This window comes from Comamonas sp. Z1 (assembly GCF_008121555.1).
Taxonomy (GTDB): Bacteria; Pseudomonadota; Gammaproteobacteria; order Burkholderiales; family Burkholderiaceae_C; genus Comamonas; species Comamonas thiooxydans.
Genome location: NZ_VOQT01000023.1, coordinates 13,397 through 36,708, shown reverse-complemented (window position 1 = coordinate 36,708; position 23,312 = coordinate 13,397). Strand labels below are relative to the sequence as shown.

Genomic DNA, 23,312 nt, shown 5'->3' with positions numbered 1-23,312 from the left:
CCATGTCCCTCGACAAACCCTACCTCGACGTGCCCGGCACCATCATCTTCGATGCCGAGCAGTCCCGCAAAGGCTACTGGCTCAACCAGTTCTGCATGTCGCTGATGAAGGCAGAGAACCGCGAGCGCTTCAAGGCCGACGAGCGCGCCTACCTCGACGAATGGGCCATGACCGAGGAACAGAAGCAGGCCGTGCTGGCCCGCGACCTCAACTGGTGCATGCGCACGGGCGGCAACATCTACTTCCTGGCCAAGATCGGCGCCACCGACGGCAAGAGCTTCCAGCAGATGGCCGGCAGCATGACCGGCATGACCGAGGAGGAATACCGCAACATGATGGTCGGTGGCGGCCGCTCCCCGGAGGGCAACCGTTTTCTCGGCGAGGACGGCGACGCCCAGCCGCAACACCAACCCCAAGGCAAGGCCGGCCATAAAACCACGGGCAGCAACTGACATGGCCAAGATCACCGCATCCGTCTACACCTCCCACGTGCCCGCCATCGGCGCCGCCATCGATCTGGGCAAGACCCAGGAACCGTACTGGCAGCCGCTGTTCGCGGGCTACGACTTCTCCAAGGAATGGGAAAAGGCCCAGAAGCCCGACGTGGTGTTCCTGGTCTTCAACGACCACGCCACCGCGTTCAGCCTGGACATGATCCCGACCTTCGCCATCGGTACGGCCGCCGAGTACCAGCCCGCCGACGAAGGCTGGGGCCCGCGCCCTGTGCCCGCCGTCCACGGCCATCCGGCGCTGGCGGCGCACATCGCGCAGTCCGTCATCCAGGACGACTTCGACCTCACCATCGTCAACAAGATGGACGTGGACCACGGCCTCACCGTGCCGCTGTCGCTGATGTTCGGTCAGCCCCCCCAGTCCGACTATCGCTGGCCCTGCAAGGTCATCCCGTTCGCCGTCAACGTGGTGCAGTACCCCGTGCCCTCGGGCAACCGCTGCTTCCAGCTGGGCAAGGCGATCCGCAAGGCCATCGAGTCGTTCGACGAAGACCTCAACGTGCAGATCTGGGGCACGGGCGGCATGAGCCACCAGCTGCAGGGCCCGCGCGCCGGCCTCATCAACAAGGACTGGGACAACCGGTTCCTGGACCGCCTCATCGCCGAGCCCGCCGAGCTGGCCAAGGTGCCGCACATCGAATACGTGCGCGAGGCCGGCAGCGAAGGCATCGAGCTGGTGATGTGGCTCATCGCCCGCGGCGCCATGGCCGACGTCGCTGGCGGACCTGCGCCCAAGGTGGTGTACCGCTTCTTCCATGTGCCCGCCAGCAACACCGCGGTGGGCCACCTGATCCTGGAGAATCAGCCCGCCTGAGGCTGGCTGATTTCGAATCAACCCGTAAAGGACCCCCACCATGACCATCAAAGTAGCCCTGGCCGGCGCCGGCGCCTTCGGCATCAAGCACCTGGACGGCATCAAGAACATCGACGGTGTCGAAGTCGTCTCCCTCGTCAGCCGCGACCTGGCCAAGACCCGGGAAGTGGCCGACAAGTATGGCATCCAGCACGTGACCACCAAGCTCGAAGACAGCCTGGCCATCAAGGAAGTGGACGCGGTGATCCTCTGCACCCCCACGCAGATGCATGCCAGCCAGTCCATCGCCTGCCTGGAAGCCGGCAAGCACGTGCAGGTCGAGATCCCGCTGTGCGACGTGCTGGCCGACGGCGAGAAGGTCGCCGCCCTGCAGAAGCAGACCGGCCTCGTCGCCATGTGCGGCCACACCCGCCGCTTCAACCCCAGCCACCAGTACGTGCACAAGAAGATCAAGGCGGGCGAGTTCAATATCCAGCAGATGGATGTGCAGACGTTCTTCTTCCGCCGCACCAACATGAACGCGCTGGGCCAGCCGCGCAGCTGGACCGACCACCTGCTGTGGCACCACGCCGCCCACACCGTGGACCTGTTCGCCTACCAGGCCGGCAGCCCGATCGTGAAGGCCAACGCGATCCAGGGCCCGATTCACAAGGAGCTGGGCATCGCGATGGACATGAGCATCCAGCTGCAGGCAGCCAACGGCGCCATCTGCACGCTCAGCCTCTCGTTCAACAACGACGGCCCGCTGGGCACCTTCTTCCGCTACATCGGCGACACCGCCACCTACATCGCGCGCTACGACGACCTGGTGCAGTCGCACAGCAAGGGCCCCGAGACGCCGGTGGACGTGAGCCAGGTCGACGTGAGCATGAACGGCATCGAGCTGCAGGACCGCGAGTTCTTCGCCGCGATCAAGGAAGGCCGGGAGCCCAATGCCAGCGTGGCACAGGTCCTGCCGTGCTACCAGGTGCTGAACGGCCTGGAACGGCAACTCAACTGAGTCCGCGCCATTTGGCACTGTATCGTTTCCACTGCCTGCACGGCAAGCGCCGCGGGCGTTCTTCCTGGGAGAAGCGCAATGCAGACACGCACCCTCGGCCCATTCGAAGTCAGCGCCATCGGTCTGGGCTGCATGAACCTCTCGCACGCCTACGGCGCGCCCGTCTCCGCCGACACGGGTGAGCGCGTGCTGCTGGCGGCGCTGGATGCCGGCGTGACGCTGTTCGACACGGCGGCGCTGTACGGCTTCGGTGCCAACGAGGAGTTGGTGGGCCGCGTCCTCCGGCCCCATCGCCAGCGCATCACCCTGTGCAGCAAGGGCGGCATGGCCGGCGTGAAGGGCGAGGACGGCGTGACGCGCCGCGTGATCGACGGCCGCCCCGCCACGCTGCGCAGCAACTGCGAGGACAGCCTGCGCCGCCTGGGCACCGACGTGATCGACCTGTACTACCTGCACCGCTGGGACAAGCAGGTGCCCATCGAGGACTCGGTGGGCGAGCTGTCGCGGCTGGTCGCGGCAGGCAAGGTGCGGGCCATCGGCCTGTCGGAGGTCTCCGCCGCCACATTGCACCGCGCGCACGCCGTGCACCCCGTCGCCGCCGTGCAGACCGAGTACTCGCTGTGGACGCGCAACCCGGAGATCGCGGTGCTCGACGCGTGCCGCGAGCTGGGCGCGGCCTTCGTTGCCTTCAGTCCCCTGGCGCGCGGCTTCCTCTGCGGCGAACTCGTGGACGTGGGTGCGCTCCACGAGAAGGACATCCGCCGCGCCATGCCGCGCTTCGCGCCCGAGGCCTACGCGGCCAACCTGAAGCTGCTGGACGGCTACCGCAGGATCGCGCGGGACGCGGGCTGCACCCCGGCACAGCTGGCCCTGGCCTGGCTGCTGCACCAGGGCGGCCACATCGTCCCCATTCCCGGCACCACGAGCGTGGAACACCTGCTGGACGACCTGGGCGCCGCCAACATGCGGCTGCACGCCGCGGTGATCGAGCGGCTGAACGTTCTGATCAACGAACTTACCGTGGTCGGCCAGCGCTACAGCGCGCAGAGCGCGAACGAGGTCGACACCGAAGCCTTCTGAACCGCGAAGGCCCCTGGCGTCCGCGAGCCCGCCTTCGCGGTGTTGCGGGCGCCCTGCTGCCGGTTCCACACGGTGCGAGGGCAGGAATGCCCAGGCGCGAGGTTGTGAGGTTCACCCCGCCCTCCTCCGGCGGTCGGGCCGCGCCCCGGACCGCGTCAGGGTGCTCCGGCGCGGGCCAGCAGGCGGCCGTAGCCTGGAACCCCCGGCAGCGCGCCAAGCTTGCGCATGCAGTACCAGGCCACCGCCGTGTTGCTCGTGACGACGGGCCGTCCCAGGGAACGCTCCAGGGCCTCGATGGTCTCGGCCGTCCGCACGGTGGTGCAACTGAGGACGTATGCGTCCGCCCGCGCATGGGCATGGCGCGTGGCGAACGCATGCCACGCCTGCGGCGCGATGGCCATCATCTCGCGGCCGGTGCGGCAATCCAGGCCGGCGTTGCCGAGGATCTCGAATCCATGCTCGGCGAAGTAAGCCGCCTCCCGGTCATTGACGGCCGCCGTGTACGGGGAGAGCAGCACCACGCGCCGCGCGGGCAGGGCCTGCAGCGCCGCCACCAGGGCCTGCGACGTGGCCACGCAGGGCAGCCCAGTCGCGGACTGGATGCGCGCGAGAATCGACGCCTCCAGCTCGGTGCTGTAGGTCGACACGGCGGTGCAATGGAACACCACGATGTCGACGCCCGCGTCCGCGAGCAGCTCGGCCGCCGGCTCGACATCCCGGGCCATGCCCAGCAGGCTCGCCTCCGAACTGTCCACGAGCTTCAGCCGCGTGACCGCGATGGCGATGTCGGCGGGAAGCATCGCGCGCAGTTGCGGCTCGGCGGCCTGGTTCACGGAGGGCAGCAGCACGCCGATGCGCCCGCCCGATCCGTAGTCGAGTGCTGGGGCGGTCATGCCGATGCGCCCTTCAGTTCAGCTTGAGCCCGAGCTCCTTGATCAGGGGCGCGTACTTGGCGGTCTCCCGCCGGATGGTCTCGTCCATCTCCTCGGGCGTGGTGCCCGCCGTCTCCAGACCGAACACCATGAGCTGGTCCCTGACTTCCTTGCGCTGCACGACCTCCACAACGTCCTTGTGGATCTTGTCGATGATCGCCCGCGGCGTGCCGGCGGGCGCGGACAGTGCATTCCACATCAACAGTTCGTAGCCCTTGAGCCCGGCCTCCGCCAGCGTCGGCACGTCGGGCAAGGCCGCGGAGCGGACCGGACCCGTCGTGGCCAGTGCACGGATCTTCCCGGACTGGATGTGCGGGACATTGGCGGCGATGCCGTCGAAGCTGACCTCGACGTCCCCCGAGAGCATTCCTTTGACGACCTCCGAGGCGCCGCGGTACGGCACCTGGACCAGCTTGATCCCGCTCTGCCGCGTGAACATCTCGCCTGCGAGCTGTGTGGACGTGGTGCTGGAGCCGTAGTTGATGCTGCCGGGCTGGGCCCGGGCGGCAGCCACCAGGTCGGCCACCGCCCTGAAGGGTGTCCGGTCGGTTGCGGTGAGCACCAGGGACTGGCGGGCGACGATCGAGATGGACGCGAAGTCCTTGATCGGATCGTAGGGCAGCCGCGAATACAGCGCCGGGTTCAGCGTGTAGGTCGAATCCAGGGGCATGAACAAGGTGTAGCCGTCGGGCGCGGCCCGGGCGGCCTCCTGCGCCGCGATCAGCGTGTTGGCCCCGCCCTTGTTGTCGACGACGACGGGCTGGCGCCACTTTTCGGACAGGCGTTGCGCGATCGCTCGGCCCAGCACGTCGGCGGGCCCACCGGCCGGGAAGGGCACGATCAGACGCACCGGCCTGGCGGGGAAGCTGGCCGCGGCCTGCGCCTGCGCAGCGGCGGGGAGGACCGGTAGCAGCAGCATCGGGACGAGCAGCGTGGCGCGCTGCGCCGCGCGGCGCAGCAGATGGAACATGGGCATGGGTGTCTCCTCTTTCTTTTGATCGCAGGGGGTCGGCGGCGCCGGGGCGGGCCGCTCAGAACCCGTACAACTGCTCGGGGTTGCGCACCAGGATCTGGTGGCGCTGTGCTCCGTCGGGCACCCAGGTCAGCATCTGGTCCAGCAGGTCCGTGGTGTTGGGCATCTCGCCCTTGAACGAGACGTGCGGCCAGTCGCTGGCCCATACCAGGCGGTCCGGCCGGGCGGCCAGCAGCGCCTGGACGTAGGGCACCATGTCCTCGTAGGGCGGAGGCAGCGCCGACATCCGGTAGCCGCAGGACAGCTTGACCCAGCACCGCCCCGTGTTCACCAGCCTCAGCAGCGCCTGGAAGCCAGGCTGCCCCACGCCGTCTCCCGGCCTGAGCGAGCCCATGTGGTCGATCACGACGTCGGTGGGCAGTTCGCGCAGGGTGGGCTCCATCTCGGCCAGCGGAGCTCGGCCCTGGTCATCCATGACGTGGAGCTGCACATGCCAACCCAGGCGGGCGATGCGCGCCGCCAGCGCGGGCATCTCGGCCAGCGGGACGGCACCTGCATGGCCGATGTTGTAGCGCACTCCCCGCACGCCGGCTTCGTGCAGGCGGTCCAGTTCGGCATCCTGCACCTCGGCCCGCAGCGCGACGATGACGCGCGCCGGCCGGCCCAGCTCGGCCACCGCCTCCAGGTGCCGCCGGTTGTCGGTGCCATAGCCGCTGGGCTGCACGAGCACCAGGCGCTCGACGCCCAGGGTGTCGTGCAGCGCGCGCAGCCGCGCCGGCAAGGCGTCGGGCACATCGAAGGCGCGCGTCGCGGCCACGGGATAGCGGTCGGCGGGGCCATAGACATGCACATGGCAATCCGCGGTCCCCGGCGGGCAGATCAGCCTGGGCTTGCGGGGAGCGGGATCGGGAGGCTGGCACAGCGGAATCTCCGCGGAAGCTCGCGCGCTCGTTGCAGGCGACGGGCCGCTCATTCGAAGATCCGATCCTCGTGCAGCACCACGGGCACTTCCTTGTTCTTCTCGGAATAGCCATCGAAGGGCTTGCCCTCCAGGTCGATGCGCGCGAGCACGTCGCTGTCGGGGTCGATGTGCGCGCCGATGCGCAGCATGACGAGTTCCTCGCGGTCTTCCTTGGCGTGGAACCAGTAGAAGGTGCCGGCCGGCAGCAGCACGCAATCGTTCCTGCCTGCCTCGCGCGTCTCGCCATTCGGCCCGTGGAACACCGCGCCGCCCTGCAGGATGACGAACACGTGGTCCTCGTTGGAATGCGCGTGGATCTCGTTCTCGCCACCGCTCGCGTAGGTCTTGAGCACCACGTTCATGTAGCGCGACGCGCCGAGGACCTGGTTGGTGCGGCCCTGCTTCGGCAACTGGGTCCGGATGTGGAAGAAGCTGGGCTGGCCCGGCTTGTTCAGGCGCGCCATCTCCGCGCGCCACTCCGCGGCGCTGTTGACGATCGGGGCGAAGCTGTGGCTGGGGCTGTTCGTGGTCATGGTGAATCTCCTTCGTGAATGTCAATCGATCCTGATGCCGGCTTCCGCGATGACGGGACGCCACCTCGCGGCCTCCGAGGCGATGAAGCTGCGCAGCGCCTGCGGCGAGCTGGCGTCGGCCAGCAGCCCGGCGCCCAGGAGCTTCTCCTGCACGTCCTTGGACGCGAGGGCTTGCGTCAGCGCGCGGTTGAGCTCGTCCACCACCGCAGCGGGCGTGCCCTTGGGCGCCAGCAACGCCATCCACACGTCGATGTCGGGCAGCTTGATCCCCACATCGGCCATCGATGGCACGTTGGGCAGCGTGGGGATGGGCTTGGCGCTCAGGCGCGCGAGCGGCCGCAGCGTGCCCTTCTCGAAATGGGGCATGGCGGTCGTGATGCCGTCGATGGTGAACGTGACGTCCTTGGTCAGCAGGCTCTGGGTCGTGCCCGCGCTGCCCTTGTAGGGCACCGAGACCACCTCCTTGCCCAGCGTGCGCTTGAGCAGCTCGCCGGAGAGCTGGGACGTGAAGGTGCCGAAGCCATAGCTCATTGCGGCGGCGCCGGCCTTGGACTGCGCGAGCAGCGCCTGCATGGACTGGGGTCCGGCCTGGTGGGTCATGACCACCAGGGGCGTGGTGGCCACCTTGCCGATCGGCTCGAAATCCTGGACGGGATCGTAGGGCAGCTTGGCGTAGAGGTACTGGTTCATCACCAGCGTGTTGTCGATGGCCATCAGCAGCGTGTAGCCGTCCGGCGCCGCCTTCGCGACGGCATCGGCGCCAATGATGGTGTTGGCGCCCGGCTTGTTGTCCACCACGATCGGCTGGCGCATCAACTCGCCCATACGCTGCCCGACGACGCGGGCCAGCAGGTCGGTGGGACCGCCGGCGGGGAACGGTACGATCATCCGGATCGGCCGGCTGGGATAGTCACGGGAAGCTGGTGCTTGTGCGTGCACCGGAATGGCGGCGCAAATGAGCGACACGGCGAGGGCCGCGGCGACCTGGAAGGTTTTCATGGGGTGTCTCCTGGGCGGTTGTCGATATCCGCGATTCGTTGTCGCGGACGATTTGTTGACCGCTGTCAATTCTGGGGGGCCGGTGCGTGCCCGGCAACGCAGGCTGGCCTATTCGCTGTATCGAAGAAATGAATTCGCCATGCTCCGCGCCTTTCGGAGGTCTCCGCCGTCGTCGGCGGTGGCCGGCCACAAAGGGACGCGTCGCCCTCCAGGGGCATGGGCCAGGCGTTCACGCCACGCGGCGCGCGGGCGACGACCGCCAGCATGGTCACCGCTGGGTGCAGGCACGGTTGCACGAAGCGCAGTTCGTGCTCGACATCAACGCGGACCGGTTCGGCGCTCCGGAGATCCTGGTCCTGCCCTTGCCCGCCGCGCTTGCCTGGCAGCGGGCGAGCGCATCCGCATCGCTGAGCACTAGGCCGAAGCGCAACGTGCAGTCCTGCGCGAGAAGGCGCCCGCCGTCGCTCAAAGCCCGGGCGGCGCGGCCGAACGGCACGCGCCAGCGCATCCGACGGTCCCGGGGATCGGCGGTCCGGGAGAGTCCATGTTCAGTGACTGCACGGACGACGCGACGGGCCCTCGGCCGCGGCGCGCGCTCACCAGGCCACCGCGCGAGCCGATCAAGGCGGCGCCGCCGCTCCGGGGCGCAGCTCCAAGCAGGCTCCTTGTGCCGCCCCCAATGCGCGCCACCTTGGCCACCGCCTCGGGCGCGGGACGGTCGGCCCGACCTCGCGCGGGAGACGATGCCCTTGCCCACCTTCTCGGCGCTTTCCCCGGGCAGGCGCCCGTGCACAAAAAAAGGCGCCGGGTTGCCCCGGCACCAAACCTTGGAGATAACAATGCGGGGATCCCGGCGCCCAGCCACCGCGGCCCATCGCGGGGCCGCAGCGGCGTGCCGCCGGTCGCCATCAAAAGTTGTGACGGACCCCCATGTAGATGTTGCGGGAGCTGCCGCTGGACGAGCCGACCAGCATGGCCGGGGCCTGGGCAGCGCCGGTGCCCAGCACGTACTGCGACCCGTTCTTGTTGCTGATCTGTCCCACGCCGAAGTACAGGCGCGTCCTCTTGGACAGGTCGTAGTCGCCGCCAAGCGAGATCCAGTTCGCGTCCCGGTTGCCCGTCAACGCCGTGTAGTCGGACCGGTCGTTGACGCGGGTGAACTGGGCAACGGCCGTGAACTGTCCGAACGGCACGCGCACGCCGAGGTTGGTCAGCCGGAATTCGCTCGTCGAAGCACCGGGCATGCGGGCGATTGCCCCGGTGCAGGTCGCGCAGGAGTTCTTCTCCACCGTCATGCCCAGGAAGAACTTGGCGAAGCGGGCGTCGTAGGAGCCGCCAACCACCATCGCCGAGACCTTGCCCGCAGCATCGTCCGGCCCCTCCTGCCGCTGGAAGCCCGCATTGAGGTCGAAGCCCCCGGCCTGGTAGCGCGCGGATGCGCCGTACCCGCGTCCGATCGTCGTCGAGTTCTCGCCGAAGGAGTACTGGCCGCGGAACTCGATGCCGCCCCAGCGCGGGGACACGTAGTTGACCGCGTTGTCCTGCCGCGCCGACACCCCCATCGGCAGCACCTGGCGCTGCGTGGTGGGGCTGACGTTTCTGGTGAGCGCGAGCAGCCCGCCGGCGCCTTCCCAGACGAAGGCGTCCACACTGCTCTGGACCATGCTGTACGGAGTGGGAATACGGCCCATCTGCAGCGTGCCGAACCGCGCATCGCTCAGGCCGACCGACGCCTCGCGCCCGAACGCGCGACCGCCTTGGCCGAGCGTGCCGTCGTCGAGGTTGATGCCCATCTCGAGGCGGAAGACGGCGGCAAGCCCTCCTCCCAAGTCCTCCACGCCGCGAAAACCCAGGTTGCTCCCCGCACTTCCGCCCGATACCAGCCGATTGACACTCGAGCCCCCCGATCTCGGCGAGTCCATCCCGGCATCCACCCGCCCATACATGGTCACGCTGCTCTGGGCATTGGCTGCGCCGCAAACGCACAGCAGCGCGGCGCATGCAACCGCATGCTTGGCCATTCCGTTCATAGTTGTCTCCTTCGTTGAACTTGGGGCTTGGCCCCGATTCCTCTTCTTCACATTGCGCCTGGCGTCTCATGGGAAAGCTCCACGCGCAGCCCGCCAAAGACCACATCGTTCGATGACTCGCGGGTTCATCGTGGTTCCTCCGGCTCGTTCAGTATAGATAGACGCCTAATCTTTTTGATAGTCGCCTAATCAAATTTTCCGGATTCAGAACGCCCGGCTGTGGCGGGCGTGCGACGCTTTCACGCCTGACCCGTTGGTGGCCGCGAAACACTGGCAGAGACCATCCCGCACGGCATCGGAACCAACCCGGATTGATTGGATGATCAATGCCTCGCGCCGGACTCCGCAGCATCCCGTCGGGTTCGAATCCCGTTGTCGCCGCAAGGAGCAATGGACGAACGAAGACGGTGCAACGTCGATTCACAACCGATGGGGTGCCTGGCCAGCGAGCCAGTCGCGCGCCGGCCTCTGCCCGCCGTTCACGGGCACGCGGGCACGTCCGCCAGCGGCGTTCTTCCAAGTTCCACGCGCTGCTTATCGGGCCATCGCCGGCCCGCTGCACCGGTGCGCGAGACCGTGGTCACCGTGCAGCGGCACACGGACATGCGGACCGGTTGTCAGGACAGTGCGGCGTCTTCACCAATGCCCGCGAGGCACGATGGAAGCCGAGCGCATTGGCCATGCGGGCGCACAGCGCACCTCCGGGCGCGAGAGCCCTGCGCACCCTGGAGGACAGGATGGCCACCGGGCGGCGCCGGTTGAACCATCGATCAACCTCGGGATGAACCCTAGCTCGCCACGCGGGCTGCCACGCCGCGTTGCTTCTTCATAGGTTGACCGCGCATTCAAGCTTGATGCACATCAACCTTGTTCCTAGGATCGGGATCTTCTTAGGGCACGTGTAGTTGCCTGCAACCGGAGACACCATGAAGAATCCATCAAGCCCCACTCGGCGCTCGCTGCTCGCGGCCGCCGCCATGATCGCCGCAGGCTTCGGCCACTCGGCCATCGCACAAGAGAACTATCCCACCAAGCCGGTCACCCTCATCGTGCCCTTCACTCCCGGCGGGAGCAACGACGTCATCGCCCGCGTGATCGGCCAGCGGCTCAGCCAGATCTGGAACCAGCCGGTCATCGTGGACAACAAGGCAGGCGCGGCCGGAAGCATCGGGACCGACCACGTGGCCAAGGCCCCTGCGGACGGCTACAAGCTGCTGATCACCAACAACAACACCATGTCCATCAATCCGGTGCTGTTGCCGAAGACGCCGTACGCCGTCGCGCGCGATTTCGCCCAGGTCACGCAACTCGGCGCGGTGCCGGTCGTGCTGGTAGCGAACTCGAACGTGAAGGCCACGACCGTGAAGGAACTCGTGGCGCTCGCGAAGGCCACTCCGGGCAAGCTCACTTATGCCTCGTCGGGCTCCGGCAGCCCGCAGCATCTGTCCGCGGAGCTCTTCAAGGCGATGACGGGCACCGACATCACCCACGTCCCCTACAAGGGCGCGGCGCCGGCCATCACCGACATGCTGGCCGGGCAGGTCGATCTGCAGTTCGGTGCCATCAACTCGCTGCTGCCGCACATCCGCACCGGGAAGCTGCGCGCGCTCGCCGTGGGTGGCACCCGGCGCGCCAGCCTGCTGGCCGATGTCCCGACCATGGCCGAGGCCGGCCTGCCCCAGTACGACAGCGAGATCTGGCTTGGCCTGGCGGCCCCCGCGGGGACCCCTGCGGCGGTCATCAAGCGGATCAACGCCGATGTCACCAAGATCCTGAACGAGCCCGAGGTGAAGGAGAAGCTCGCCGAGCAGGGTATCGAGACGCGGCCGAGCACGCCGCAGGAGATGACCAAGCTCGTCGAGAAGGACACCGCGCGGTGGGCGAGCGTCATCAAGAGCGCGGGCATCAAGGCCGATTGAGCGGAGCACCCATTGAATTCGAAGCAAGCCATTCCTTTGCGCCGCGACATTCCCGCAGCGGGCGCCGGCGCCGGCAGCCTGTGGGCCAGCGACGCCATCGCGGAGATGATCCGCGCGCTCGACATCCCCTATGTCCTCCTGAACCCCGGGTCGAGCTTCCGCGGTCTGCACGACAGCCTGGTGAACCACCTCGGCAACATCGACCCGCAGATGCTGGTCGTGCTCCATGAGGAGCATGCCGTCGCGATCGCCCATGGCTACGCGAAGGTCGCCGGAAAGCCGCTGGCGGCGATCGTTCACAGCAACGTGGGCCTGATGCACGCGTCCATGGCGATCTTCAACGCCTGGGTGGACCGCGTGCCCGTGTTGGTCCTGGGCGCGACGGGCCCGGTCGATGCGGCCAAGCGGCGCCCCTGGATCGACTGGATGCACACCGCGCAGGACCAGGGCGCGCTGGTGCGCGACTTCAGCAAGTGGGACGCGCAGCCGGCTTCCGTCGCCGCGTCGTACGAGGCGCTGCTGCGGGCCAAGCAGATCGCGCTGACCGCACCCGCCGGCCCCACCTACGTGTGCTTCGATGTCTCGCTGCAGGAGACGCGCATCGATGCGATCCCGGCGCTGCCGGACGTCAGCCGCTACCAGGTTCCCTCCCCCGCCGTGCCGGGCAGCGATGAGCTGGCCAGAGCCGCAGCGCTGCTGTCCTCCGCGGCCCGCCCGGTCATTCTGATGGGGCGGGTCTCCAGGTCTAGCGAGGGCTGGCGCCAGCGCATCGAGCTGGCCGAGAAGCTGAATGCGCAGGTCCTTACGGACCTGCGCGCCGGCGCATCGTTCCCCACCGACCATCCGCTGCACGCGGCCGTGCCGGGCGTCTTCCTGACCCCGGACGCGGCCGCCACGCTGCGCGCCGCCGACGTCGTGCTGAGCCTGGACTGGTACGACCTGAACGGCACGCTGCAGCAGGCGTGGCGCAACGAGAGCGTCGGCGCCAAGGTGATCCAGGTCTCGCTCGACCACTACAGCCACCGGGGCTGGAGCATGGACCACCAGGGCCTGCCGCCGGTGGACGTGTTCATGCCGGTGGAGCCGGACGTCGCCGTGCCCCTTCTCTGCGCTGCCTGCACCGAGCGCCCTTCGGCCCTCCAGGCCCCGAAGAGCCCGATGGCCATGCCCCCGGTTCCGCAAGACGGGACGATCAGCATCGCGATGGTCGCCGACGCCCTGCGCCGGGCCGCGGGCACGCAGCCCATCACCCTGATCCGTGTGCCACTGGGCTGGAGCGGCGAGATGGGCCACTTCCGCGATCCGCTGGACTACCTGGGCATGGACGGCGGCGCCGGCATCGGCTCCGGGCCGGGCATGGCCGTCGGCGCCGCGCTGGCGCTGCGTGGAACCGACCGACTGCCCGTGCTGATGACCGGCGACGGCGACTACCTGATGGGCATGACAGCACTGTGGACCGCCGCCAATGCTGGCGTTCCCCTGCTTACCATCGTCTGCAACAACCGGTCGTTCTTCAACGACGAGCTGCACCAGGAGCGGGTGGCCCGCGATCGCGACCGCCCGGTGCAGAACCGGTGGATCGGGCAGCGCATCGGAGATCCGGACCCCGATCTGGCCGCGCTCGCGCGCGGGCTCGGGCTGCAGGGCCTCGGACCGACGGACAGCCCGTCGGAGCTCGACGAGGTCCTGGCCCGCGCCGTCGCTGCGGTGCGCGATGGAGCGACCGTCGTCGTCGACGTGCACGTCACGCCGGGCTACAGCGCCGCGATGGCCTCCGGCATGACCCGCTCCCATGAGGACCAGGAAGGAGGCCAGCCATGACAGCGGCCCCCATCGTCCTGCCGGACAGCGGCGACCTGAGCCCCTACGTCCAGCGAGTCCTGCCCCGGTCGAGCGGGCTGTTCTGGGACGGCCGCTGGCATGAAGGAGCGGACCAGGCGATCGCGACCTTCAACCCGTCCACGGGCGAGCGTCTGGCCGACGTGACCTCGGCGGGTTCGGCGGAGGTCGACGCCGCGGTCGCCTCGGCGAAGGCCGCCTTCCCGGCCTGGGCCGAGACCCCGCCCCTGCAGCGCGCGGCGCTGCTGCGGGAGGCCGCGCGCCGCGTGCGGCTGCATTCGCGGGAACTGGCGCTGCTGGACGCCGCCAACTGCGGCAATCCCGTGCGCGCCATGCAGATGGACGCGGAGATCGCGGCCACCCAGCTGGACTATTTCGCGGGGCTGGTGCTCGAGATCAAGGGCAAGACCATCCCGACCGCGAACGGCGCGCTGAACTACACGCTCAGGGAGCCGCTCGGCCCCGTCGCACGGATCTTCCCGTTCAACCACCCGTTCATGTTCGCGGCAGGCAAGATCGCCGCGCCGCTCGCGGCGGGCAACACGGTCATCCTCAAGCCGCCGGAACAGGCGCCGCTGTCGACCATCCGGCTGATGGAGATCCTGGACGGCCTGTTCCCCCCGGGGGTGCTGAACTGCATCGCTGGCGGACGCGAGACGGGTGCCGCGCTGTCCGCGCACCCGGATGTGGCCGCCGTCGCGCTTATCGGAAGCGTCGGCGCCGGCAAGGCCGTGCTGCGGTCCGCCGCGGACACGATGAAGCGCACCTTGCTGGAGCTGGGCGGCAAGAACGCGATGGTCATCTATCCCGACGCGGACCTGCGCAGCGCGGTGGAGGGGGCCGTGCGCGGCATGAACTTCACGTGGTGCGGGCAGTCGTGCGGCTCCACGAGCCGCCTGTACGTGCACCGCTCCCTGCACGATGAATTCATGCAGCGCATGGCCGAGGAACTGGCGCGCAAACACCGGCCCGGCATCGCGACCCACCTGGACACGACGATGGGCGCACTGGCGAGCCGCGCCCAGTACGACCGCGCGCTGCACTACATCCAGGCCGGCATCGACGAGGGCGCCGTGCTCCTGACCGGCGGCCACGCGGCGCGCGATGCGCAGCTGAAGGACGGCCTGTTCATCGAGCCGACCATCTTCACGGGCGTGCGGCCCGACATGCGGATCGCGCGCGAGGAGATCTTCGGCCCCGTGCTCTCGGTGTTTTCCTGGGACGACGAGGACCGGATGCTGGTCGAGGTCAATGGCACGGAGCTCGGACTGACGGCCTCGGTGTGGACCACGAGCCTGAACACCGGCCTGCGCGCCGCCAAGCGGATCCAGTCGGGCTACGTGTGGGTCAACGAGTGTTCGGTGCACATCCCTGGCGCGCCGTTCGGCGGCTACAAGCAGTCCGGCGTCGGCAGGGAGGAGTCCAAGGAGGAACTGCTGGAGTTCACGCAGCTCAAGAACGTCAACGTGAAGCTCGGCTAGAGACCATGGTTGCTCGATAGGTTGCCAAGAGGCTCGTCGTCGGCATCGTGGATTGCGCGCTTTCGTGTACCGGGCAAGATGCGACGCGCTCTCCAGCCACGATCCGTATGAACACAGGTCTTCCTTCGCCTGTCGAGCGACCACCCTGTCCAGCGCCCGGCCCGCCGGAATGCTAAAGGGGCCCGCGCCATGCGGAACGCTGGTTCCGCCGCGCCCATCCACCGTACGGCCTGCCCCCAAGCGCAACTCGCATATCGCCTCGGGAAATCTCTCCTGCGAGTAGCCGGCCAGGTCGCTCCTCGAGCCCATCGACATCTGCGGCATGACGACGCAACACAGCTCCTCGAGGTCTGGGGCCAGGGCGTCGCTCCGCCCACGTTCAGTGAGGAGGTGCAGGTGCTGTCGCGGCGGCTGGACAGCGCACAACAGGGTTCGCCCCAGCTTTCATATTGTTAGTCGATTAACAATAATGGTCGGCATGGCCTGGCCGCGCTGGGCCGTCCTCGCCAGACGCTCCGGCGACCGTCCTGCACTGCCAGAGTCGATGCCAATGCCACAGAGAACCAGGAGACAAGATGCACAACACGCCCCCCGCCTCCCGCCGGAGGTTCTTCCGCACCAGTGCTGGCATGGGTGCCGTCCTAGCCGCGGCCACCAGCACCGGCGCCTCCGGCGCCAGCACGCCCCCCCACGCCGCCGTGCGGGTGCGCAGCGGCTTTGTGGCCGGTCCTTCGACCTACTACGAGGTTCTGGAGCCGGTCGCGAAGACCCGCAAGCCGCCCATGGTGCTGATCCACGGCGGGGCGCACACCGGCTCCTGCTACATGGCGACCGCCGATGGCCGCCCGGGCTGGGCGCCCTTCTTCGCAGCCCAGGGCTACCAGGTGGTGGTCCCTGACTGGGCAGGCACCGGTCGCAGCGGCTACATCCCCTACGACGACCTGTCGGGCGAGACGGTCGTGAAGGGCCTTGGCAAGGTGCTGGCCACGCTGGACCGCCCGGCGATCGTCATGACGCATTCGATGTCGGGCCCCTTCGGCTGGAAGCTGCTCGAACTCTTCGGCGACCGCATCGTCTCCCTGGTGGCAATCGCACCTGGCGGGCCGGCCAACGTCAGCGCGCCGACCGAGTTCCTGTCCAGCACGTCGGACGACGTGGAAGTCCGCTTGGCACCCGGCGCTCCGGTGCTCAAGCTCAGCCGCAAGCTGCCCTTCGTTGCCGAACCGGGCTGGGCCACGAAGAAGCTGGTCGGCAGCAGCACGCGCTTCCCGCGCGAGCACCTGGACAGCTACCTGGCCAGCCTGACCGTCATTCCGCCCCGCCTGCTGCTAGAGCGGGTGAACTATGAGAACAGCGCGCCCCGTGTGACCGACCCCTCGGGCTACAAGGGCAAGCGCGTGGCCCTGATCATGGGCACCAACGACGCGGACCACACGGCCGCCATCGACAAGCCCATCGTCGACTGGCTGAACGACATCGGGGCGCGCGCGGAATTCATTCCGCTGGGCGACCGGGGCATCCAGGGCAACGGCCACATGATGATGATGGAGAGCAACAGCGACCAGTTGGCAGCCGGTATTGCCGCCTGGCTGCAGACCGGCAAATTCAGCGCCTCGGCGTCCTAGTACCTCCGGGCAGTGCTCAGGCCAACTCCGCCGTGATCCAGCGGCGCAGGCTGTTGGAGTAGGCCAGGTCGGTGACGCGCGGCAGGTCTTCCACCCGCACCATGCCCTCTTCCAACCACCACCGCGCGGACGCACCGCTTAGCAGGCGGCAGCGCAAATGCGGAGTGGCCATCGCCGTCATCGGGGCTGCCCCTCGCAAAGAGGGAGACGCACGAGTTCGCAGCGGCAGGCCGGTTGCCGCGGGCCCGCAATGCCCGGCGTCCAGTCCGCTCCTCCAGAGGATCGCCTCTCGGCTCCGAGCGACACAGGGCGGCGCTAGCGACGCGCACGGGCCCTGCCACGCTCATGGGCGGGGGACGTAACGGGCGCGCGGCCGCCAGAGGCCGGTCACGCCGCGCTGCTCCTGCACATGCGCAGCCCAGCCGGCCATGCGCGCCACCAGGAAGAAGACCGCTGCCGACCAGACGGGAAGCCGGAGCGCCCGCACCAGGCAGACGACGGCGAACTCATGCCTTGGATGGTCCGCGAGATTCTCCTTCGCCCAACCGACGAAGTCGGCGACCTGTCGCATGTTGAAGGAGTCGTCAGCCAGTTCGGTGGCGATGGCGAGCAGGTGCTTCGCGCGCGGGTCGCCGCCCAGGTAGAGCGGATGCGTGAAGCCGGGGATCCGCTGCGCCCGCTGGTGCAGGCGCAGGGCCTTGTCGCGCAGCGCCGTCGCGGACGGCCTTGCGGTGAGGAACCGGTCCACGACCGCATAGTGCCCGGCGATCTCGGTCCCGGCGCTTGCGCAGATGCCCACGGCAATGCAGTCGAAAAGGTTCGCGCCTCCCGAGGCAGCCGCCCGGACGGCCAGGGTGCCCGGCGGCAGTTCGTGGTCCGCGAGGAGCACGAGCAGCGCGTTCACCGCGCGGATCCGCGCTGGCGTGGTTTCGCATCCGAAGGACCGGATCAGCGTCGAAGCGATCGATTCGGAGCGCTCCGGCAGCGTCAGCGCGCGGGCCGGGCCGACGCATCCCAGCGCTTGCGCCACGGCACAGATCAGCAAGCGCGCCTCTTGCACGACGCCCGCGTCCAGACCCCCACCGCCCGACATCCTGCGGCTGCGCTCCAACTGGAGAGCCAGCATCGCGAGCGATCCGTACACGCGGTGAGGATCGGTACCGTGCAGTATCCGCAAACCGGCCTCGCGGGCCAGTGCCTGGTCGCGCGGAGGGATTCTCCAGGCGCCGGCCCTCGCGACATCGAGAGGAGCGCCCCAGAGCAATTCGCAGACCCGCTCGAACGGAACGCCTTGCCGCGCGAGGTCGCAGGCCAAGTAGCCCCGGTAGGCTGGACCCGCCTCGGTGATTTCCGTGATACCGCTGCTGACGATGGGCGGCCCATGGTCCATCGCACCGGCTGCCGCCGCGGCATGGCCTGCACGGGCGGCCGCGCGCGCCATGACCCGTTCGATGTCCGAGCGGCTGTACAGGTGCGCCTTCGTTCCGGGCTGGGGCACGCTGCGGATGGCCCCCCTGCTCACATAGGCGTAGAGCGTCTGCGGGCGGACGCCCAGAAGGGCAAGACTGGCTTTCGCATCCAGGAAATCCGGCTGCCGGCACGACGTGGGATCGGGGCATGTGCTCATGTGGGCTCCGCGCGATTCCAGCGTTCGACGGCACGTAAATCCCGAAACCGCGCTATGTCTCCGTAGGTCTAATCATTAGGTCTCTAATTATCTCACAGGCTGCCAGGCAGAAGACGGCGGCACTGGCCCGGCGGGTTCCGGCGTGCGTTCCATGGGGCATCCATGCCACTCGCCTGTGGCGCGCGGGGTCCACTGGGTGGCATCGTCGACTCGTCGACCCACATCGAGACCGATGCGGCGCGGCTGGCCGCTCGGGCGCACTGCGCCGCGGCGGGACCGATGCATTTGAGGGATTGGGGAGAGCGTGGCACTGCCGCGAGGCGCGGTGCGCTTCCATGGCGCGCCGCACCCAGGGCGCGGCCATCGGCAGCGCGGGCTACGGTCTTGCGGATGACTGAGCGGCGCCTGTCCGCTTCGGATCATCCTGAATGCACTCGTCGCTCGCCAGGTTGTCGATGATCTTCAGCAGCGAGCGCCGCACGATGCTGATGTGGGCATCCGTCAGGGATCTGATGGCGAGCGCGTTGACCTCCTCGGCCAAGGGCACGAGCTTCGCCTTGAGGCGCTTGCCCGCCGGCGTCAGGAAAACGTAGATGCTCTTGCGGTTGTCGGGACGCTGCTTTCGCAGGACGTACCCGAGCTCCTCCATGGCCTTCAGGGCGATCGCCGTGGTGGGCGCCATCACACCGGCCTCCGCGCTCAGTTCTGCCTGGGTGAGCCCATCCTTCTCCCAGAGAATCCGCAGGAAGGTCCAATGGCCGAGTTGGACGTCGTGGCGCGCAAGACGGGTCTGCAGCGATCGAAGAAAGGAGCGCGTCGCGTCCTTCACCAGATGCGCTAAACGGTCGTCGGGAACGCCCTCATGCCAGTGCTGCAGCATACGGCTCGCTACCTCCGCCGACTCTTTCCCTGCCTTTTTTGCCAATTTTCATTCCTCAATGCATCCCAACGGACGCTCTGCCCGGCCGACCCCCTGCAAGACAGCGGCGATCGGCGTACATGAACGAGCCGACGGACACGAAGAAGCGGGAGGAGGTTGAAAAGGTGCTGCCCAGGCCAAGCGGACCGCACAAATATAGCACCGTACATTCTGCTGTTCTCAGTAGGCGGCATGCTGATCCAGATCACAAAACCATGCGGTTGCACGGGCAATGCCGGGACGATGCCCAACGCCTTCGTTCTGGCAGGCCATAGACTTTTCGCCCCGCGTCGCACGCTTGGCACCAGGCTACGCGCGCACTTCGGCGCGTCAACCTTCAGCGAGCGGCTTCCCGTCCGCTCGAGACAGCGGCGGCCGATTGGCTTCAGCGCCCCGCTCCGCGGCTGCGCCGCCCGGGATGCGCGTGCGGGAGTTGCGCACCTCTTGACCAGACCACGGTGCCTGCGACACGCGGCCCGCAGCTTGCGCCTGCGGGTATCGCGAACTGCCGGTCCCGGCGGCATCACCGCCCCCGCCGAGGAGGTCTATGCCGCCCCTGCCAAGGGGCCTGTGCCGCCGATGCTGCTTCGGTCCTTCTCCGGCGCCGGCCGGGAAACTGCAGTTTTTCCCGCCGCGTCATGCCGGCTGCAGGCCAACGTGCTGGTGCCCCAGCGCGTCCACCGAGTCCACCCCCAACAAGCCCATGACGCGGTCCGTCTCCTGCAGGAGGATCTCGAGCGCGCGACTTGCGCCGGCCTCCCCCGCCGCAGCCACGCCGTACAGGGGCGCCCGGCCCAGCAGCACGCCGCGCGCGCCAAGGGCGAGGGCCTTGACGATGTCGGAGCCCCGCCGAAAGCCGCTGTCGACCAGGACGGGCATGCCCCCGGCAGCGGCGGCGACCGAGGGCAGCATGTCCAGCGTGGCGGGCAAGCCGTCAAGGCTGCGCCCGCCATGGTTGGACACCACGACGGCGTCCGCCCCATGGGAGGCGGCCAGGCGCGTGTCGTCCGCGGTGAGGATGCCCTTGACCACCAAGGGGCCCGCCCACTGCGAGCGAAGCCAGGCGACATCCTCCCAGCTGTAGAACGGATTGCGCTGCGCGCGGGTATAGGCGGCCAGCGCGTACGCGTCGGAGCCCGGTGGCAGGAACTCAGCCAGGTTCTCGAAGCGCGGCATGCCGCGGGCGAACCATGTGGAAACGACCCATCGCGGATGGGTCGCCGCGTCCCAGACGATGCGCGGAGAGAAATGCAGTGCATGGGCGAATCGGTTCCGCACATCCCGCTCACGGTTGCCCGGGATCAGCGAATCGACCGTGACCATGAGCGCGCAGTAGCCGGCCGTGTGTGCGCGCGCCAGCAGCCTGGTCGCGACCTCGCGTCCGCCCCACGGATAGAGCTGGAAGAACTTGGGTCCAGCCGATGCCCTGGCCACGGCCTCGATGTCGTTGTTCGAGCCGGCGGACAGCGAGAACGCCACGCCCGCCGCTGCGGCCGCGCGCGCCAGCATGAGGTCCGCGTCCGGCACGTAGATGCCGTTGAGGCCCGTCGGCCCGATCATGAAGGGCGCCGCGAGCCGCTGCCCGAACAGCGTGATGGACAGGTCGCGCGAGCCCTTGCCCGTGACCATCCGCGGCAGGAGGTGATAGCGGTCGAAGGCGGCGCGGTTGCGCCGCAGCGTCACTTCGTCCTCCGCGCCGCCTTCCAGGTAGTCCCAGATCACCTGCGGCAGCCGCCTCTTGGCCAGCCGGCGGAGATCCTCGATGTTGACGACCGACGGAGGCTGCAGTTTGCGGTGTGAATGCATGCGCCTCGCCTACTCCGCGCGGATTCCCGCCGCCTGGATGATCGGCCGCCAGCGCGCGATCTCGCTGGTGATCAGGTCCATGAACATCTGCGGCGGCCCGGGCGTGACGTCGACGCCCTGCGATTGCAGGCTCGCGCGCGTGGAAGGGTCGGCCAGGGCCTTGTTCAGCGCCGCGGTCAGCTTGGCGACGACCGTGTCGGGCGTGCCCGCCGGCGCCATGATCCCGTACCAGGCGCTGGCTTCCACGCCGGGCAGCCCGGCCTCGCCGGGGGTCGGCACGTCCGGCAGGGCCGGGGAGCGCTTCTCGCCCATGACGGCCAGCGCCTTCACGCGGCCGGCCTGGATCTGCGGCAACGCCGACACGAGCGGCTCGAAGATCACCTGGATCTGGCCGGCGATGAGGTCCGTGATGGATCCCGCGCTGCCCTTGTAGGGCACATGCGTCATCTGGATGCCCGTGCGCAGCTTGAATAGCTCGCCCGCCAGGTGATGGGCGGAACCCGTGCCGCTCGAGCCGTAGTTCACGGCGGTGGGCTGGGCCTTGGCGCGCTCGACCAGGTCGCGCAGCGACCCCGCCGGGAAGGCCTTGTTCGCAATCGCCACGAGGGGCATCATGCCGATCTGCCCCACCGGCCGGAAATCCTTCACGGGATCAAACGGGAGCTTGTCGTACATGCTCGCCGCATAGGCGTGCGCCGAGGGCGTCACGATCAGCGTGTAGCCGTCGGCCGGAGACTTCGCGACGATGCCGGCCGCGAGCGTGCCGGCGGCCCCGCCCCGGTTCTCGACGATTACGGGCTGCCCCAGCGAATCCCCCATCTGCTGGATGAGCGACCTGGCGATCACGTCCGTGGGGCCGCCGGCCGGCGCGCCCACGAACAGGCGGATCGGCTTCGTGGGGTAGGCGGCGCTCTGCGCCTGGGCGCTCGGCTGCAGCTGCAAGGCCAGGCTCGCGACGACGAGCGACAGCATGCGAAATCTCATGAGGTATCTCCTGAATGGTTCTTGGAAGCGGAAAGGATCCCGGCGCTTGCGCCCGGCCGGGTGCCTCCGGGGCGATCCCGGATGCTCGGTCCAGCGGACTGGCCCGCCGACCTGGGAACAAGCGAAGCGCCGCCCGCGGCACGCGTGGGGAAGGTGGCCGGCTGCATGACGGCACGCTCCTAGTCAAGCACCCGCCTCTGCAGCGTGTCCCGCACCAGTGTCCGCAGCCAGCGGTGCGCCGGATCCTCGTGCTGGCGCCTGTGCCATATCTGGATCACCTCCACGCTGGGCGATGCGAACGGCAGCGGCAGGGCCGCGATGCCTTCCTTGCCCTCGAACGCGCCGGCGAGGTCCATGGGAATGATGGCCGTCAGGCCGGTCTGCGGGATGATGGTCAGCAGGCCGAGGTAGTGGGGAATCGTGGCCACCACGTTGCGGTGGATACCCATCGCGGCCATGGCCTTCTCGATGACCTCCTGGCTGCGGCCTTCCGTTCGCACTGCGATGTGGAGCGCCGACTGGAAGGAAGCGAGGTCCAGCTCGCCGCGCGCGGCGAATTCCTTGTTGCCCGTGATGCACATGAACCCGCTGTTGCGCAGGAGCCGCTGCTGGAAGACGCCGCCGTTCTTAATGTCGGGGAAGTACCCGATCGCGAGATCGACGCCCCCCGATTCCAGCCCCTCCTCCAGCTTCTCCACGATCGGCGAGACCGTCCGCAGCCGCACGCACGGCGCCTGCTTGCGCACGGCATTGATCACCATCGGCAGATAGCAGGTCTCGCCGACATCCGTCATGCAGATCGTGAACAGGCGCGACGAGGTGCGCAGGTCCAGCGCCACCTTGGAGAAGATCTGGCGGCGTGCCAGCTCGAGGGCCTGGCGGATGGGCTCCGCGACTTCCAGCGCCTTTGCCGTCGGCTGCATCTCGTTCTTGACGCGCACGAACATGGGGTCGTCGAACGCCTTGCGCATCTTCGACAGCGCGTGGCTCATCGAGGGCTGGCTCAGCTGCAGCCGCTCGCCGGCCTTGGAGACGCTGCGGGTCTCCATGAGCGCCTCGAAGACGACGAGCAAATTGAGGTCCTCGTGGGACGGTTGCATCTTGGCCTACCCTTTGGCTGGATCGATGGGAATCTCCCCGGTCTGGCGCGGCGCGCCATGAAACCCGGGCCGCCGCGAGGTGCGGGCCGTGGCGCCTGGACCGCCCCCGGCGGCCCGCACGCGCCGGTGCCTTCTCCGGCCACGGCCTGCACGCGGAGCGCCACGGCGCACGCAAGGG

At 68.5% G+C, this 23,312-nt stretch carries 20 protein-coding genes; 8 read left to right on the top strand and 12 right to left on the bottom strand.

The window, feature by feature from the left end:
- The first annotated feature begins 2 nt into the window (after positions 1-2).
- The 4 genes from ligA (at position 3) to FSY45_RS24520 (ending at position 3,406) form a co-directional block, all read left to right on the top strand.
- Positions 3-452: a protocatechuate 4,5-dioxygenase subunit alpha gene (ligA, locus tag FSY45_RS24535; RefSeq protein ID WP_059400365.1), complete on the top strand. Its 450-nt coding sequence runs from the start codon at positions 3-5 to the stop codon at positions 450-452.
- A 1-nt stretch (position 453) separates the two neighbouring features.
- Positions 454-1,326 (top strand): class III extradiol dioxygenase subunit beta, encoded by an 873-nt coding sequence (locus FSY45_RS24530; protein WP_059400364.1) that lies wholly within the window; start codon positions 454-456, stop codon positions 1,324-1,326.
- Positions 1,327-1,366: 40 nt separating this feature from the next.
- Positions 1,367-2,326 (top strand): Gfo/Idh/MocA family oxidoreductase, encoded by a 960-nt coding sequence (locus FSY45_RS24525; protein ID WP_059400363.1) that lies wholly within the window; start codon positions 1,367-1,369, stop codon positions 2,324-2,326.
- 78 nt (positions 2,327-2,404) lie between these two features.
- Positions 2,405-3,406, top strand: a complete 1,002-nt coding sequence (locus FSY45_RS24520; protein ID WP_017404468.1) for an aldo/keto reductase — start codon at positions 2,405-2,407, stop codon at positions 3,404-3,406.
- 155 nt (positions 3,407-3,561) lie between these two features.
- On the opposite strand, the gene FSY45_RS24515 is transcribed toward FSY45_RS24520, so the two are convergent.
- The 6 genes from FSY45_RS24515 to FSY45_RS24490 form a co-directional block, all read right to left on the bottom strand.
- Positions 3,562-4,299 (bottom strand): aspartate/glutamate racemase family protein, encoded by a 738-nt coding sequence (locus tag FSY45_RS24515; protein ID WP_017404467.1) that lies wholly within the window; start codon positions 4,297-4,299, stop codon positions 3,562-3,564.
- 13 nt (positions 4,300-4,312) lie between these two features.
- Positions 4,313-5,314, bottom strand: coding sequence for a tripartite tricarboxylate transporter substrate binding protein (locus FSY45_RS24510; protein WP_017404466.1), 1,002 nt, complete (start codon positions 5,312-5,314; stop codon positions 4,313-4,315).
- 55 nt (positions 5,315-5,369) lie between these two features.
- A complete protein-coding gene (locus tag FSY45_RS24505; protein ID WP_108496980.1) occupies positions 5,370-6,284 on the bottom strand; it encodes an amidohydrolase in 915 nt (304 codons plus the stop codon).
- On the bottom strand, positions 6,281-6,805 hold the full coding sequence (locus tag FSY45_RS24500) for a cupin domain-containing protein (RefSeq protein ID WP_017404464.1): 525 nt from the start codon (positions 6,803-6,805) through the stop codon (positions 6,281-6,283). Before FSY45_RS24500 ends, FSY45_RS24505 begins: the two co-directional genes overlap by 4 nt.
- A 21-nt stretch (positions 6,806-6,826) precedes the next feature.
- Positions 6,827-7,804, bottom strand: coding sequence for a tripartite tricarboxylate transporter substrate binding protein (locus FSY45_RS24495; RefSeq protein ID WP_059400362.1), 978 nt, complete (start codon positions 7,802-7,804; stop codon positions 6,827-6,829).
- A 908-nt stretch (positions 7,805-8,712) separates the two neighbouring features.
- Positions 8,713-9,834, bottom strand: a complete 1,122-nt coding sequence (locus FSY45_RS24490) for a porin (RefSeq protein WP_148748459.1) — start codon at positions 9,832-9,834, stop codon at positions 8,713-8,715.
- Positions 9,835-10,760: 926 nt separating this feature from the next.
- Between FSY45_RS24490 and FSY45_RS24485 the strand changes: the two genes are divergently transcribed.
- The 4 genes from FSY45_RS24485 (at position 10,761) to FSY45_RS24465 (ending at position 16,698) form a co-directional block, all read left to right on the top strand.
- Positions 10,761-11,753, top strand: a complete 993-nt coding sequence (locus FSY45_RS24485; protein WP_026062146.1) for a tripartite tricarboxylate transporter substrate binding protein — start codon at positions 10,761-10,763, stop codon at positions 11,751-11,753.
- A 12-nt stretch (positions 11,754-11,765) separates the two neighbouring features.
- Entirely contained in the window at positions 11,766-13,574 is a 1,809-nt protein-coding gene (locus FSY45_RS24480) for a thiamine pyrophosphate-binding protein (RefSeq protein ID WP_059400360.1), read from the top strand.
- Positions 13,571-15,073: an aldehyde dehydrogenase family protein gene (locus FSY45_RS24475; RefSeq protein WP_148748458.1), complete on the top strand. Its 1,503-nt coding sequence runs from the start codon at positions 13,571-13,573 to the stop codon at positions 15,071-15,073. The genes FSY45_RS24480 and FSY45_RS24475 overlap by 4 nt, the downstream gene beginning before the upstream one ends.
- Before the next feature lie 575 nt (positions 15,074-15,648).
- Positions 15,649-16,698: an alpha/beta fold hydrolase gene (locus FSY45_RS24465; RefSeq protein WP_199227645.1), complete on the top strand. Its 1,050-nt coding sequence runs from the start codon at positions 15,649-15,651 to the stop codon at positions 16,696-16,698.
- A 16-nt stretch (positions 16,699-16,714) separates the two neighbouring features.
- Here the strand turns inward: FSY45_RS24465 and FSY45_RS27945 are convergent, their stop codons facing one another.
- The 6 genes from FSY45_RS27945 to FSY45_RS24440 all read right to left on the bottom strand — a co-directional run bounded on the left by FSY45_RS27945 (position 16,715) and on the right by FSY45_RS24440 (position 23,134).
- Positions 16,715-16,879 carry a hypothetical protein gene (locus FSY45_RS27945; protein WP_172739421.1) on the bottom strand — a complete coding sequence of 55 codons (165 nt, stop codon included), beginning with the start codon at positions 16,877-16,879 and terminating at the stop codon, positions 16,715-16,717.
- Positions 16,880-17,041: 162 nt separating this feature from the next.
- Positions 17,042-18,325, bottom strand: a complete 1,284-nt coding sequence (locus tag FSY45_RS24460; protein ID WP_017404455.1) for a citrate/2-methylcitrate synthase — start codon at positions 18,323-18,325, stop codon at positions 17,042-17,044.
- A 376-nt stretch (positions 18,326-18,701) separates the two neighbouring features.
- Positions 18,702-19,205, bottom strand: coding sequence for a MarR family winged helix-turn-helix transcriptional regulator (locus FSY45_RS24455; protein ID WP_017404454.1), 504 nt, complete (start codon positions 19,203-19,205; stop codon positions 18,702-18,704).
- Between the two features lie 675 nt (positions 19,206-19,880).
- Positions 19,881-21,050 (bottom strand): alpha-hydroxy acid oxidase, encoded by a 1,170-nt coding sequence (locus FSY45_RS24450; RefSeq protein WP_059400358.1) that lies wholly within the window; start codon positions 21,048-21,050, stop codon positions 19,881-19,883.
- A gap of 9 nt (positions 21,051-21,059) precedes the next feature.
- Positions 21,060-22,034: a tripartite tricarboxylate transporter substrate binding protein gene (locus tag FSY45_RS24445; RefSeq protein WP_026062140.1), complete on the bottom strand. Its 975-nt coding sequence runs from the start codon at positions 22,032-22,034 to the stop codon at positions 21,060-21,062.
- 179 nt (positions 22,035-22,213) lie between these two features.
- The gene (locus FSY45_RS24440) at positions 22,214-23,134 is read right to left on the bottom strand and encodes a LysR family transcriptional regulator (RefSeq protein ID WP_017404440.1); all 921 of its coding nucleotides are present in this window, start codon (positions 23,132-23,134) and stop codon (positions 22,214-22,216) included.
- Between the last annotated feature and the right edge of the window lie 178 nt (positions 23,135-23,312).